This is a genomic window from Bacillus sp. FSL R5-0585, from assembly GCF_038004545.1.
In the GTDB taxonomy this organism is placed as follows: Bacteria; Bacillota; Bacilli; order Bacillales; family Bacillaceae_G; genus Bacillus_A; species Bacillus_A cereus.
In genome coordinates this window covers 76,968-92,429 of record NZ_JBBORJ010000003.1, presented here as the reverse complement: position 1 = coordinate 92,429, position 15,462 = coordinate 76,968, and the positions used below count along the sequence as shown (strand labels likewise).

The window sequence follows — 15,462 nt, the reverse complement described above, 5'->3', positions numbered from 1 at the left end:
AATTTCAAACATGGGGGTTATCACATTGAAGACAGGTGAAAAAATTACTGTAACTAATGGTGTTATGAATGTACCAAACAATCCGATTATTCCGTTTATCGAGGGAGATGGAATTGGTCCTGATATTTGGGCAGCTGCATCTCGCGTACTAGAAGCAGCAGTTGAAAAAGCTTATGATGGTGAGAAGAAAATCGTTTGGAAAGAAGTGCTTGCAGGGGAAAAAGCATTCAACCAAACAGGCGAGTGGTTACCAGAAGAAACTTTAAACTTAATTCGTGAATATTTAATCGCGATTAAAGGTCCACTTACAACTCCAGTTGGCGGTGGTATTCGTTCTCTAAACGTAGCACTTCGTCAAGAATTAGATTTATATGTATGTCTACGTCCAGTTCGTTATTTTGAAGGTGTTCCTTCACCTGTAAAACGTCCGGAAGATACTGATATGGTTATTTTCCGTGAAAATACAGAAGACATTTATGCTGGAATTGAATATGCACAAGGATCTCCAGAAGCAGAAAAAGTTCTTGCTTTCTTAAAAGAAGCAATGGGTGTTAATAAAATCCGCTTCCCAGAAACATCTGGTATTGGTATTAAGCCGATTTCAGAAGAAGGGACAAAGCGTCTTGTTCGTGCTGCAATTCAATATGCAATTAACGAAAAACGCTCTTCTGTTACATTAGTTCATAAAGGAAACATTATGAAATTTACAGAAGGTGCTTTCAAAAACTGGGGTTACGAAGTAGCGGAACAAGAATTCGGCGACAAAGTATTTACTTGGGCTGAATACGATCGTATTGTTGAAAAAGATGGTAAAGATGCAGCGAATAAAGCGATGGCAGACGCTGAAGTGGCTGGAAAAATCATCGTAAAAGATTCTATTGCAGACATCTTCTTACAACAAATTTTAACTCGTCCACGTGAGTTCGATGTTGTTGCAACAATGAACTTAAATGGTGACTATATCTCTGATGCACTTGCTGCACAAGTAGGTGGAATTGGTATTGCACCTGGTGCAAACATTAACTATGTGACTGGACATGCTATCTTTGAAGCTACACACGGTACAGCTCCAAAATATGCAGGTTTAGATAAAGTAAACCCATCTTCTGTTCTTCTTTCAGGTGTATTATTATTAGAACACTTAGGATGGAACGAAGCTGCGAAATTAGTAACTGCTTCTGTTGAGAAAACAATTGCTTCAAAAGTAGTAACTTATGATTTCGCACGCTTAATGGAAGGTGCAACAGAAGTGAAATGTTCTGAGTTCGCTAATGAACTTATTAAAAACATGGATGTAGCGATAATCAAAAACGCATAATTAAAGCGGGGGGTAAATTATGACAATCAAACGCAAGAAGGTTTCAGTCATCGGTGCAGGATTTACAGGAGCAACAACGGCATTCTTATTAGCACAAAAAGAACTTGCAGATGTTGTATTAGTGGACATTCCACAACTGGAAAATCCAACAAAAGGGAAAGCGTTAGATATGTTAGAAGCGAGCCCAGTACAAGGTTTTGATGCTAACATTATTGGAACATCTGATTACGCAGATACTGCTGATTCTGACGTTGTCGTTATTACAGCAGGTATTGCACGTAAGCCTGGTATGAGCCGTGATGACTTAGTAGCAACAAACTCTAAAATTATGAAAAGTATTACGCGCGACATTGCAAAACATTCACCAAATGCAATTATTGTTGTGTTAACAAATCCAGTTGATGCAATGACATATTCTGTATTTAAAGAAGCAGGATTCCCGAAAGAGCGTGTTATCGGTCAATCGGGTGTATTAGATACAGCTCGTTTCCGTACATTCATCGCACAAGAATTAAATCTTTCTGTAAAAGATATTACAGGATTTGTTCTTGGTGGACACGGTGACGACATGGTACCTCTTGTGCGTTATTCTTATGCAGGCGGTATTCCGTTAGAAACGTTAATTCCGAAAGAGCGTTTAGAAGCAATCGTAGAACGTACACGTAAAGGTGGCGGTGAGATTGTAGGCTTATTAGGAAACGGTAGTGCATATTACGCACCAGCAGCTTCTTTAGTTGAAATGACAGAAGCAATCTTAAAAGATCAACGCCGTGTATTACCGGCTATTGCGTACCTTGAAGGTGAGTATGGTTATAGTGACCTTTACTTAGGGGTACCAGTAATTCTAGGTGGTAACGGAATTGAAAAAATTATTGAATTAGAACTTCTTGCAGATGAAAAAGAAGCGTTAGATCGCTCTGTAGAATCTGTACGTAACGTAATGAAAGTTCTTGTTTAATAATTGAATAGTAGTGAAAAAGATTCGGGATTCCGAATCTTTTTCTACTATTTACCGAATTGTTTTTTTGAAATAATATGAAAACGCTATCATTTGTAATATCCTATAATGAAACTGTAGATTTATACTATACATTGCCCTCATCATAGTAAATTTCGGATAAGGTATCGCTTTTAGTAGGATAATAAGGTGAAAAAATCGGAGGGGGTTGTAACATGTTAAAGAAAAAAGTTCAAATTGGTCGTAAAATGGATGAAATTACAGTAGGAGAGAAATTATCTATCACTGAAAAAATTGAGGATAAAGATTTGTTATTGTACTTAGGGTTAACGAATGATGCCAATCCATTATATATTCAGCATGATTACGCATCCCAAACTCCGTATGAAAAGCCGATTGTACCAAGCATTATGCTAACGGGAATGATTACAACGGCGGTTACGAAATATTTACCGGGTCCAGGAAGTCATATTACGAGAAAGGACCTTACATTCGTGAAACATGTTCACCATTATGAAACGTTACAAATCCACTTTGAAGTTGTGGCTGTTTCTGAGGAGGAACATACAATTGATATGCTTGTATCTGCTCATGATGAAAAAGGAGAAACTGTTGTGAAAGGTTCATTAACAGTAACGCCACCTTTTAAATCAGTTTCTATTATGGAAAAAGCATTAGATAATTTTTAAAAAGATGAAAATATGAATAGCGCTAGCATACCTTTAATAAGGATGCTAGCGCTATTTTTAGTTGAAGAACCCTTCAGCAAATTCTGAGCACCCCATTTTAATCGTATCCCAGCTCGGAGCGTTAAAAGCAAGGATACATGTGACTGCTAAAGATAGAATGGATAGTATTAGTCGCATAATAGACCTCCGTATATTGTTAATTCATATATTAAGATTAATGATATAATCATCGGTAATTGAAGTCAATTAAAGGAGTGGTTTTTTAGGTAAGGTGGAAAAGAGAAGACGTGATCTTTGAAACGGTAAGAGAAGCTGAAGTGTGGGCAGACGGGTTTGTGAATGAAATGTACGGGAGAGTATTTGATGGATATGAAACACCAGATTATAAAATAGCGTATGCTCTTTCGTTTTTCCTAGCACAAAATTAAGATTTTATAGTTCATACGGAAGTGAGCTTTAAAGAAGAGAGAGCAATCTATAAAGTTTGGCAAAATCCTGTGTAGTTGCAGGTGAATTGTAATTACTTCTATTTTCTCAATTCTACACAAACGCTCTCCATGAATAGACAATTATATTGAGAGGGACCTTGTTTTCTAGTATGATGAGAATAACGGGGAAAATACTAGGATGAAGAAGGTTTCAAGTCTATAACTTGGAGGAAAAGAATGAACAATCGTATTTTAGTAGTTGATGATGAGGAATTTATCTTAACTTTAATCGAATTTAATTTACAACAAGCTGGGTTTGAAGTTATAACAGCGATGGATGGAGAAATGGCGCTTCAAAAAGCGACAACAGAACGCCCAGATTTAATTATATTAGATTTAATGCTTCCGAAAATGGATGGTATGGAAGTGTGTAAAGAATTACGATTGCAGCGCGTTATGACGCCGATTTTAATGTTAACGGCAAAAGATGATGAGTTTGATAAGGTGCTAGGCCTTGAACTTGGGGCAGATGATTATATGACAAAGCCATTTAGTCCAAGAGAAGTTGTTGCTCGTGTGAAGGCAATTTTGCGCCGCACGAAATTACAACAAGAAGAACAAGTTGCAGAAGCGCCAGACGAAGATAGCATCACAATTGCAGAACTTAAAATTTTACCGGAGTTTTATGAGGCTTATTTCCAAGGAAGAAAGCTTGAATTAACACCAAAAGAATTTGAACTACTTGTGTATCTTGCGAAAAATAAAAGTCGCGTGTTGACACGTGATCAATTATTAAGTGCTGTATGGAATTATGATTTTGCTGGTGATACACGAATTGTTGATGTTCATATTAGCCATTTGCGCGATAAAATTGAACAAAATACGAAAAAACCGGCGTACATTAAAACGATACGTGGTTTAGGATATAAATTAGAGGAGCCAAAAGGGAATGAATAAATTTCGTTCCAGGCTTCTTTTTACATTTGTTTCTCTTATTGTATTTATTTTAGTTGGACTAGGTTTATTACTAGAAACTGTGTTTGAAAACTACTATATAGATCATGCTAAAGAGAGAATGGTAAAAGAGACGGAGTATGTTGCGACGTTAGCAGAAGAGCAAGGTTTTAATAATGTCTTAAAAAATCCATACGTATTTGAAAAGTTAGAAGAAAAAATACCAGTTTCTATCGCATTTTTAGATGAAAAAAAGAAAGTTCAATATAGAAAAGGACAAGAATTGGCATTTAGTCCAGAGACGATTAAAGAACTTTCTTCGGAAGTGGCAAAACAACGAAGTAAAGTAATTACGAAAGAAACGGATCGAAAGAATGAATTTTATCATGCGGTGTTCGTTCAAGATGTAGAAGGAAAACAAGGATACATTTTGGTGAAAAGTATAATTGATCCTTTAAGAGATGTACATCAAAAAACGTGGGGATTATTAATTATCGGATTTGTCATTGCTTGTCTCGTAGTTGTATTTTTAGGTATGAAAATTACAGGGCAATATATTAGGCCAATTGAATCGGTTACGAAAGTTGCAATTGAATTGGCAAAGGGTAATTATAAAGCACGTGCATACGAAAGTCATTCGGATGAAACAGGAATGCTGAGTAAAGCGATTAATATTTTAGCAAGAAATTTACAAGAGATGACACTTGAACAAGAAATGCAGCAAGATCGTCTGCATACGTTAATTGAAAATATGGGAAGCGGAATGATTTTAATTGATAGCCGAGGATATATAAACCTTGTAAACCGCTCTTATAAGGAAACTTTCCACGTAACAGATGAAGAATATTTAGATCGCTTATATTATGAATCGTTTCATCATACAGAAATTATTGAGCTTGTAGAAGAAATCTTTATGACAGAAGTGAAAGTGCGTAAACAAATGTTATTGCCACTTGGAATTGAACGGAAGCATTTCGAAGTATATGGAGCGCCGATTATCGGGACAAACCATGAATGGAAAGGGATTGTTCTCGTATTCCATGACATAACAGAGTTAAAGAAATTAGAACAAATGAGAAAAGACTTTTTAGCGAATGTTTCTCATGAATTAAAGACACCGATTACTTCTATTAAAGGTTTTTCAGAAACACTCTTAGACGGAGCGATGGATAATAAAAAATTCTGCGAACATTTCTTGCACATTATTTTAAAAGAAAGTGAGCGCATGCAAGGATTAATTGAAGATTTATTAGATTTGTCGAAGATCGAACAACAAGGATTTAAATTAAATATGGGAACCGTTGATATGAAGGGGCTGCTTGAAGATATTCATATGGTACTTGATAATAAAGCAGGAGAAAAAGAAATCTCTTTACAAGTGAATGTATTAAAACGTGCCTCTGTTATTGGAGATCCAAGTCGTTTGAAACAAATCTTTATTAATTTAATTAATAACGCAATCGTATATACACCGGCTGGAGGCGTTGTTTCAGTAGAGTTAGCGGAAGATAAATATAATGCTTATATAAAAGTATCGGATACTGGAATTGGTATTAGTAAAGAGGAAATTCCGCGTATTTTTGAACGTTTCTACCGGGTGGATAAAGCAAGAAGTAGAAATACTGGTGGTACCGGCCTTGGATTGTCGATCGTAAAGCATTTAGTTGAGGCGCATCAAGGTACGATTACAGTAGATAGTGAAGTTGGAGAAGGGACAACGTTTACAGTTGTTTTACCGAAATCAGCAACTGAAAAATAGGATGAAGGATGTTTACAATATATTAACAATGGCTTAATTAAATATTAATAAAGCTCTGTTAATATAATACATGAAAACCCCTTCATCCAAGGAGTAATTTTGGACGAGAATAGTTAAGCTGTTCTCGTCACTTCCCTTTATGCCAATATAAGTCTGTTTTATATATGAAAGAAAATAGCCGTTATTTTTCTTCTCTCTATTAGTCATGTTAATATAGAGAGAGGAAAGGAACGGTTTTTTTCTGTGAAAAAAATCATTTCAAATTTGTATGGGGAGGTTTTAATTTTGGAAAAAAAGGTCGTATTAGTAGATGGTAATAATATCGCGTATCGTGCTTTCTTTGCACTACCGCTTTTAAATAACGACAAAGGTATACATACGAACGCAATTTACGGTTTTACAATGATGTTAATGAGAATATTAGAGGAAGAAAAGCCGACTCATATGTTAGTGGCGTTTGATGCAGGCAAAACAACGTTCCGTCATAAAACGTATAGTGAGTATAAAGGAGGGCGTCAAAAGACTCCACCTGAATTATCAGAGCAGTTCCCGTTTATTCGTGAGATGCTGGATGCGTTCAATGTACCGCGTTATGAATTAGAAAATTATGAAGCGGATGACATCATGGGAACGTTAGCGAAAGAAGCGAGTGAGCAAGGGGCAAGTGTAAAAGTTATTTCAGGAGATAAAGATTTACTTCAACTTGTTTCTGATAACACGCTTGTATGTATTCCGCGAAAAGGGATTACAGAAGTGGATGAATATACGAAAGAAGCTTTATTTGAAAAATACAGCTTATCACCAAAGCAAATTATCGATATGAAAGGTTTAATGGGAGACCAGTCAGATAATATACCGGGTGTACCAGGAGTTGGTGAAAAAACGGCAATTAAATTGTTAACACAGTTTGGAACGGTTGAAGCGGTGTATGAAAATATAGATCAAGTAAGTGGGAAGAAATTAAAAGAAAAACTGGAAGAAAATAAAGAACAAGCTCTTATGAGTAAGGATCTTGCAACTATTATTACAGATGCGCCGATTACAGTTCATGTGGATGATATGGCGTATAAAGGATATGAAGCAAGTGATGTCATTCCAATGTTCGAGAGTTTAGGATTTACATCTCTTTTAAATAAATTAGGCGTTACGCCAGAAGAAACTGCTCCAGCTGAATTAGATGATATTACATTTGATATTGTGGAAGAAGTTACAGAAGAAATGCTTCAGCAAGATAGTGCGCTTATCGTTGAAGTACAAGAAGATAACTATCATAAAGCAGACATTCAAGGTTTCGGTATTCAAAATGAAAATGGATGTTACTTTATTCAGACAGACATTGCTCTTAAGTCAGATGCTTTTAAAGAGTGGCTTGCAGATGGAGAAATGAGAAAGCATACATTTGATGCGAAGCGTGCAATCGTTGCACTGAAATGGAATGGGATAGATATGCAAGGGATTGACTTTGATCTATTAATCGCTGCTTATTTACTTGATCCAGCTGATACGGATAAAGACTTCCGTACTGTAGCGAAAATGAAAGAAACGCATGCTGTGAAATCTGATGAAGAAGTTTACGGAAAAGGTGCGAAGCGTGCTGTTCCAAAGTTAGAGGTAGTAGCGGAGCATGTGGCTCGTAAAGTGCATGTATTATATGATGTAAAGCAAACATTCGTTGAGGAGTTAAAGAAGAATGAGCAATATGAACTGTTTACAGAATTAGAATTGCCGCTTGCACGTGTATTAGCTGATATGGAAGTAAAGGGTGTAAAAGTTGATACAGAGCGTCTTCGTAATATGGGAGAAGAACTTGCGGGTAGATTAAAGGAAATGGAACAGGAAATTTATAAGCTTGCGGGAACAGAATTTAATATTAACTCACCGAAGCAGCTTGGTGTTATTCTGTTTGAGAACTTAAACTTACCGGTTATTAAAAAGACGAAAACAGGTTATTCTACGTCAGCTGATGTACTAGATAAGCTTATGAATCACCATGAAATTATTCCAAATATTTTACATTATCGTCAATTAGGGAAGCTAAATTCAACTTACATTGAAGGTTTACTGAAAGTTGTACATGAAGATTCATCTAAAATTCATACTCGCTTTAATCAAGTGTTAACGCAAACAGGTCGATTAAGTTCAACGGATCCGAACTTGCAAAATATCCCGATTCGATTAGAAGAAGGAAGAAAGATTCGTCAGGCATTTGTTCCATCAGAAGAAGGATGGATTATGTATGCGGCTGATTATTCACAAATCGAACTACGTGTATTAGCTCATATTGCAAATGATAAAGGGCTAGTTGAAGCGTTCCAACATGATATGGATATTCATACGAAAACAGCTATGGATGTATTTGGCGTTGAAAAAGATGAAGTAACTTCAAATATGAGACGACAAGCGAAAGCTGTTAACTTCGGAATTGTGTATGGTATTAGTGATTATGGTCTTTCGCAAAACTTAGGAATTACAAGAAAAGCAGCGGCGGAATTTATTGAAAAGTATTTAGAAAGTTTCCCTGGTGTACAAGAATACATGGAGGACATCGTAAAAGATGCGAAACAAAAAGGATATGTGGCTACATTATTAAATCGTCGCCGTTATATTCCAGAAATTACGAGTCGTAATTTCAACTTGCGTAGCTTCGCTGAGCGTACAGCGATGAATACACCAATTCAAGGTACTGCAGCAGATATTATTAAAAAAGCGATGATTATTATGGCAGATCGTTTAGAAGAAGAAGGATTACAAGCACGTCTTCTTCTACAAGTACACGATGAATTGATATTTGAAGCGCCAAAAGAAGAAATTGAAAAATTAGAGAAGCTTGTACCTGAAGTAATGGAGCATGCGATTGAACTTGCAGTTCCGCTGAAAGTTGATTATTCTTACGGTCCAACTTGGTACGACGCAAAATAAGGAAGTGATGAAATGCCTGAATTACCAGAGGTTGAAAACGTCAGACGGACACTTGAAAATCTTGTAACAGGAAAAACGATTGAAGATGTTATTGTTACTTATCCAAAAATAGTGAAACGACCGGATGATGCAGAAATCTTTAAAGAAATGCTAAAAGGCGAGAAGATTGAAAATATAAAGCGAAGAGGTAAGTTTTTGCTTCTATATGTAACGAATTATGTTATTGTTTCACATTTGCGTATGGAAGGTAAGTTTTTACTACATCAAGAGGATGAGCCGATTGATAAACATACGCACGTCCGTTTCTTATTTACAGATGGAACGGAATTACATTATAAAGATGTGAGAAAGTTTGGTACGATGCATCTCTTTAAGAAAGGTGAAGAAATGAACCAAATGCCTCTTGCGGACTTAGGTCCGGAGCCATTTGATGCTGAAATGACACCGCAGTATTTACAAGAAAGATTACAAAAGACAAATCGTAAAATAAAAGTTGTGCTACTGGATCAGCGTCTTTTAGTAGGGCTTGGAAATATATATGTAGATGAAGTTTTATTCCGTTCTCAAATTCATCCGGAACGAGAATCTTCGTCTTTAACAGTAGAAGAAATTGAGCGAATTTATGAGGCTACCGTTACAACGCTAGGCGAAGCAGTAAAGCGTGGCGGAAGTACAATTCGGACGTATATCAACTCACAAGGGCAAATTGGTTCTTTCCAAGAACTCCTAAATGTATATGGGAAAAAAGGAGAGCCGTGCGTAACTTGTGGCACGATATTAGAAAAAACAGTTGTTGGCGGGCGAGGAACGCATTACTGCCCAATTTGTCAGCCTAGAATATAGAAAAGAGATAACATCGGATAGGCATTTGTCATATACATACAGCAGAGCTATGTATAAGGGAGGAGCTTACCGATGTACCTTTATTTATCTCTTATTTTATTAGCTTTTACATTAAGCTTAGATAGCTGTAGTGTAGGGCTAACATATGGTTTAAGAAGCGTAAGAATTCCACTAAGATCAATTATAATTATCGGAATGTGTTCAGCGGCTGTTATGCTTGTTTCAATGGGAATTGGACATATGATCGCGAAAGTATTTTCACCTGTTATCGCAACGCGTATCGGTGGGCTTGTTCTTATTGGAATAGGGATTTGGGTATTATATCAATTTTTTCGAAGTGAGAAAAAAGAAGAACCGAAGCAAGAGGAGAAGGTCTGGAAATTAGAGATTGCCTCGCTAGGCCTAGTGATTCAAATTTTACGGAAACCGACTGTTGCAGATTTTGATAAATCAGGCACCATTTCTGCAGGAGAAGCATTACTTCTTGGTATAGCTCTTTCTGTAGATTCATTTGGTGCCGGAATTGGTGCATCTTTATTAGGGTATGCACCCGCTATGATGGCGATATTAGTTGCAGTTATGAGTTCTTTGTTTTTATTTATTGGAATGAAACTTGGAACGGTTTTATCAAATATGAAGTGGTTACAAAAATTTACATTCCTGCCTGGAGTATTACTCATCATTATTGGAATTTGGAAAATGTAAGTATGGGCGTGGAACATTAGTTTCGCGCCTTTTATTATGAGGAGGATTATTATGACAGTAGTAATTGGATTAACGGGAGGCATTGCAAGCGGAAAAAGTACGGTATCAGAAATGTTTCGTGAACTGAGCATACCAGTTATTGATGCAGATATTATCGCAAGAGAAGTTGTAGAGCGAGGAAAACCAGCATATAACAAAATAGTAGAAGTATTTGGAACGGAAGTGTTACAAGAAGATGGAGAACTAGATCGTCCAAAACTAGGAAGTGTCGTTTTCTATAATGAAGAAAAACGATTGCAGTTAAATAAAATTGTTCATCCTGCAGTGCGTGAGGAAATGAATAGGCAAAAGGAAATGTACATAAAAGAAGGTATGCAAGCGGTTGTGTTAGATATTCCTCTCTTATTTGAAAGCAAATTAACAAGTCTCGTTGACCGCATTTTAGTTGTAGCGGTTAAGCCGCATACGCAATTAGAACGTTTAATGAAACGAAATAACTTTTCAGAAGAAGAAGCAACAGCTCGTATTCAATCTCAAATGCCGTTAGAAGAAAAAGTGGAAAATGCAGATGAAGTGATAAATAATGATGGCACAATTATGGGAACGAAAACACAATTGCAGGTAATTTTAAAGAAGTGGAACATTATTGACTAAAAAATTGTGAAATTAATGAAAATGCTTAGTGACATATCCCCTTTTTGTGTTATACTATTATTGGGATTGGAGATAAATAGTATAACGCATTCAAGGGGGATAACATATTATGACTCGTGTGGCAATTAATGGATTTGGACGTATTGGGAGAATGGTATTTCGTCAAGCAATAAAAGAAAGCGCATTCGAAATTGTAGCAATCAATGCAAGCTATCCATCTGAAACGTTAGCACACTTAATTAAATATGATACAGTTCATGGCAAGTTTGACGGAACAGTAGAAGCATTTGAAGATCACTTATTAGTTGATGGAAAAATGATTCGCCTTTTAAACAACCGCGATCCAAAGGAATTGCCTTGGACAGATTTAGGTGTTGAAGTTGTAATTGAAGCAACTGGTAAATTTAATTCAAAAGAAAAAGCAATTCTTCACGTTGAAGCTGGAGCGAAAAAAGTTATTTTAACAGCGCCTGGTAAAAATGAAGATGTAACAATTGTAGTTGGTGTGAACGAAGACCAATTAGATATTACAAAACATACTGTTATTTCAAATGCATCTTGTACAACAAATTGTTTAGCGCCTGTTGTGAAGGTGTTAGATGAGCAGTTTGGAATTGAAAACGGTTTAATGACGACAGTTCACGCTTATACAAATGACCAAAAAAATATTGATAACCCACATAAAGATTTAAGAAGAGCACGTGCTTGCGGACAATCAATCATTCCGACAACGACAGGTGCTGCGAAAGCGCTAGCAAAAGTTCTTCCACATTTAAACGGAAAACTTCATGGTATGGCACTTCGTGTACCAACACCAAACGTGTCTCTTGTTGATTTAGTAGTAGATGTAAAACGCGATGTGACAGTTGAAGCTATTAACGATGCATTCAAAACTGTTGCAAACGGTGCGTTAAAAGGTATTGTAGAATTCAGCGAAGAGCCTTTAGTATCTATCGACTTTAATACAAATACACACTCAGCTATTATCGATGGTTTATCTACAATGGTAATGGGTGATCGTAAAGTGAAAGTACTTGCTTGGTATGATAACGAGTGGGGCTACTCTCGTCGTGTTGTAGATCTTGTAACGTTAGTTGTTCAAGAGTTAGCGAAACAAGAAAATGTGCAACACATTTAAGTGAATAAGGGAGGAGAGGGCAAGGCAATATTTGCCCTCTTTTTTTAATTTTTTCTGAAAAGGAAAAAAATTATATAAGTATATTTTAAAAGGTGGACATACCACGAAACGTTGTGATTACTGCATTTGTGAATCGTTTATTTTTTTTAGGGAAAAGTAAAGAAGAAAATATGACAGAAAATCGAAAAAACTGTTGTTGCAAAATGAAAATAAACAAAGTATACTAACACTCGTAAACTTAAGAGCTGAGGTACGTAGTCACTACTTAAAGGGTTAGGACCTCTCTGGACTAACTTTCCCCCGTGGTAGTGGAGCAAGCCAAATTGCAAATTAGTTTTCAATTCGAACAGTTAGAATAAATTTACAAGGGGGAACTGTAGAATGGATACTATGGATACGATGGGTCGTCACGTGATCGCTGAACTTTGGGATTGCGATTTCGACAAGCTTAATGACATGCCGTATATTGAACAATTATTTGTGGATGCAGCACTAAGAGCTGGTGCTGAAGTGCGTGAGGTTGCTTTCCATAAATTTGCACCACAAGGTGTAAGTGGAGTGGTAATTATCTCAGAATCACATTTAACAATTCATAGCTTTCCGGAGCACGGTTACGCAAGTATTGATGTTTATACTTGTGGGGATCGTATTGATCCAAATGTTGCTGCAGAATATATTGCAGAGGGTTTAAACGCGAAAACGCGTGAGAGCATCGAGCTTCCTCGAGGCACTGGTAGCTTCGAAATTAAGCAGAGAGAAACAAAAGCTCTTTAAAAAAGAACATAATTGATTTAAAATGTAAAGAGGTGTATAATGCACCTCTTTTTTAGTTTATAAAAAAGGGAAAATATAACGTACTCGTTAGTTGAATAAATTGGACTCTTGCAAATGAGGTAGTGCCCTATATACCATCTTATTTTTAAGGATGAGATGATAAAGTGATGCGCTGGAACTTAAAGTGGTAAGAGAGTTAGAATGAGTTATATAATATTGTATATATATATTTTAGGTGAAGTGAGTAGAGAAAAATAAAGAGTATAGTGTAAAGGAGTGAATGAATTGCGTTGTCCATCCTGTTCTCATAATGGTACAAGAGTGTTAGATTCGCGTCCGGTAGACGAGGGACGCTCTATTCGAAGAAGGAGAGAGTGTGAAAGCTGCTTAAGTCGCTTTACGACCTTTGAAAGGGTAGAAGAGTCACCTCTTATCGTTGTAAAAAAAGAAGGCACACGAGAAGAGTTTAATAAAGAAAAGATTTTACGCGGTTTAATTAAAGCGTGTGAAAAAAGACCAGTATCTTTAAGACAATTAGAAGAAGTAACACAAAGCGTGGAACGTGAACTGCGTAATTTAGGTATATCAGAAGTGAAAAGTGATATGATTGGTGAAATTGTTATGGAAGAACTTCGCGATATTGATGATGTTGCTTACGTACGTTTTGCTTCTGTATATCGTCAATTTAAAGATTTAAATGTATTTATTGAAGAATTAAAAGATATACTGCAAAAAGAAAGAGAGTAGAAGTTGTATTTTATTCTCTTTACATACCGTAAGTAATAGGATAAGAGAGCTAGAAGCGCAAGCTAATAGCTCTTTTTCACTAAGAATTTATATAATGAAGATAGAACGAATGAAGTAGAGGATAGATTGGATGAGAGAAAGGAAAAGCAAGAATGGAAAAACAGTCATGGATGGAGCTATTGCCGATTGATCGTTATAAAGTAAGTGCGAAAGGACTACTGCACAATTACGACCGAAAAGTGTTAACGATGTTGTATCAGCCGTTAATAGGTAGTAGAGCTTTTAGCTTATACATGACACTATGGGGAGAGCTTGAGCAAGATCGTGTATTTGGAAAAGAGAATACGCATCATTCCCTTATGGTGACTATGCAAATGCAACTTCCTGAAGTATATGAGGAACGAGTAAAGTTAGAGGCAATTGGGCTTTTGAAGGTATATATTAAGAAAGAAAAAGATATTCGAATGTTCATATATGAGTTGCAACCACCTTTATCTCCGAAGCAGTTTTTTGATGATATTGTTTTAAGTATCTTTTTATACAATCGATTGAGCAGGACAAAATATAATCAAGTAAAGCAATATTTCTTAGAAGAAGAATTTGATTTTGCTTCTTATGAAAATGTTACGCGTTCTTTCAATGATGTGTTTGGTTCGTTTAATCCAGGACAGCTTGAGCATGCGCAAGAAGACCTTCGTATTCCAAAAACGACAACTATGCCAAGTAACGAGAAGGGAGACGCTCCGAAAGTTTGGAATGATTTCTTTGATTTCTCTTTATTTATAGATGGATTGTCCGCTCTTGTTCCTAAAAAGGCGATTACAGATCAAGTGAGAGACTGCGTTATAACACTTGCTTACGTGTATGGTGTAGATGTGTTATCGATGCAAAATATCGTTCTTGGTGCAGTGACAGAGATGCAAACAATTGATATGGAGAGGCTTAGAAAAGGAGCGCGCGATTGGTATCAATTTGAAAATGGTCAAGCATTACCGGTATTAAGTGAAAGAGTACAGCCTCATGCTGCACGTACGATGAAAGAGAAAGAGCCTTCATCGCAAGAGGAGATGCTAATAAAGCAGCTAGAGGAAATCTCACCAAAACAACTATTGAAAGAGATTTCTGGTGGTGCAGAGGCAACGAAAGCGGACTTGCAGATTGTTGAAGATGTCATGATTAATCAAAAATTGACACCAGGAGTTGTGAATGTACTTATTTATTACGTTATGCTACGCTCAGATATGAAACTTGCGAAAACGTATGTCGAGAAGATTGCTGGGCATTGGGCACGTAAAAAGGTCGGTACAGTAGCGGACGCGATGGCGTTAGCGAAAGAAGAGAACCGTCAATATCAAGAGTGGGCTGAGACGAAGAAAAAAGGCCGTACGGCGAAGAAAACGGTGCGGAAAGAAATGGTGCCAGATTGGCTTAAGGAAGAAGAGCCGAAAGAACAAGAGAAAGAAACAGTGAAGAAAGATATAAGTGTAGAAAAAGATGCAAGTACGCTAGAAGATGAACGAAAACGACTAGAAGAAGTGTTAAAAAAATATAAGCGTGATTAATAGAAGAGAATGAA

At 36.6% G+C, this 15,462-nt stretch carries 13 protein-coding genes and 1 pseudogene; all 14 read left to right on the top strand.

Annotated features, from left to right (window positions below; all coding sequences use genetic code 11):
- Positions 1-25 precede the first annotated feature (25 nt).
- The 14 genes and pseudogenes from icd (at position 26) to MKY38_RS28280 (ending at position 15,448) form a co-directional block, all read left to right on the top strand.
- Positions 26-1,318, top strand: a complete 1,293-nt coding sequence (gene icd / locus MKY38_RS28345) for an NADP-dependent isocitrate dehydrogenase (RefSeq protein WP_144572740.1) — start codon at positions 26-28, stop codon at positions 1,316-1,318.
- A gap of 19 nt (positions 1,319-1,337) precedes the next feature.
- Positions 1,338-2,276, top strand: a complete 939-nt coding sequence (mdh, locus tag MKY38_RS28340; protein ID WP_000153232.1) for a malate dehydrogenase — start codon at positions 1,338-1,340, stop codon at positions 2,274-2,276.
- Between the two features lie 215 nt (positions 2,277-2,491).
- Positions 2,492-2,965 carry a MaoC family dehydratase gene (locus tag MKY38_RS28335; RefSeq protein ID WP_000914180.1) on the top strand — a complete coding sequence of 158 codons (474 nt, stop codon included), beginning with the start codon at positions 2,492-2,494 and terminating at the stop codon, positions 2,963-2,965.
- A 287-nt stretch (positions 2,966-3,252) separates the two neighbouring features.
- Positions 3,253-3,468 (top strand): annotated as a pseudogene (locus MKY38_RS28330) (hypothetical protein).
- Between the two features lie 162 nt (positions 3,469-3,630).
- Positions 3,631-4,350, top strand: coding sequence for a two-component system response regulator PhoP (gene phoP, locus MKY38_RS28325; protein WP_065222744.1), 720 nt, complete (start codon positions 3,631-3,633; stop codon positions 4,348-4,350).
- Positions 4,343-6,106 carry a sensory box histidine kinase PhoR gene (gene phoR / locus MKY38_RS28320; protein ID WP_341050903.1) on the top strand — a complete coding sequence of 588 codons (1,764 nt, stop codon included), beginning with the start codon at positions 4,343-4,345 and terminating at the stop codon, positions 6,104-6,106. Before phoP ends, phoR begins: the two co-directional genes overlap by 8 nt.
- Positions 6,107-6,391: 285 nt before the next feature.
- Complete coding sequence (polA, locus tag MKY38_RS28315) at positions 6,392-9,025, top strand: DNA polymerase I (protein ID WP_000412803.1); 2,634 nt, start codon at positions 6,392-6,394, stop codon at positions 9,023-9,025.
- 12 nt (positions 9,026-9,037) lie between these two features.
- On the top strand, positions 9,038-9,868 hold the full coding sequence (gene mutM, locus MKY38_RS28310; RefSeq protein WP_341050900.1) for a DNA-formamidopyrimidine glycosylase: 831 nt from the start codon (positions 9,038-9,040) through the stop codon (positions 9,866-9,868).
- A gap of 72 nt (positions 9,869-9,940) precedes the next feature.
- Entirely contained in the window at positions 9,941-10,573 is a 633-nt protein-coding gene (gene ytaF / locus MKY38_RS28305; RefSeq protein ID WP_000281744.1) for a sporulation membrane protein YtaF, read from the top strand.
- 51 nt (positions 10,574-10,624) lie between these two features.
- Complete coding sequence (coaE, locus tag MKY38_RS28300) at positions 10,625-11,227, top strand: dephospho-CoA kinase (RefSeq protein ID WP_016123436.1); 603 nt, start codon at positions 10,625-10,627, stop codon at positions 11,225-11,227.
- Positions 11,228-11,336: 109 nt separating this feature from the next.
- Positions 11,337-12,365 (top strand): glyceraldehyde-3-phosphate dehydrogenase, encoded by a 1,029-nt coding sequence (locus MKY38_RS28295; protein WP_000198975.1) that lies wholly within the window; start codon positions 11,337-11,339, stop codon positions 12,363-12,365.
- Positions 12,366-12,755: 390 nt separating this feature from the next.
- Positions 12,756-13,139, top strand: a complete 384-nt coding sequence (gene speD, locus MKY38_RS28290; RefSeq protein WP_002003660.1) for an adenosylmethionine decarboxylase — start codon at positions 12,756-12,758, stop codon at positions 13,137-13,139.
- 285 nt (positions 13,140-13,424) lie between these two features.
- Positions 13,425-13,886, top strand: a complete 462-nt coding sequence (nrdR, locus tag MKY38_RS28285; RefSeq protein ID WP_001203687.1) for a transcriptional regulator NrdR — start codon at positions 13,425-13,427, stop codon at positions 13,884-13,886.
- A gap of 152 nt (positions 13,887-14,038) precedes the next feature.
- Positions 14,039-15,448: a replication initiation and membrane attachment family protein gene (locus tag MKY38_RS28280; protein WP_065222748.1), complete on the top strand. Its 1,410-nt coding sequence runs from the start codon at positions 14,039-14,041 to the stop codon at positions 15,446-15,448.
- The last annotated feature ends 14 nt before the right edge of the window (positions 15,449-15,462 follow it).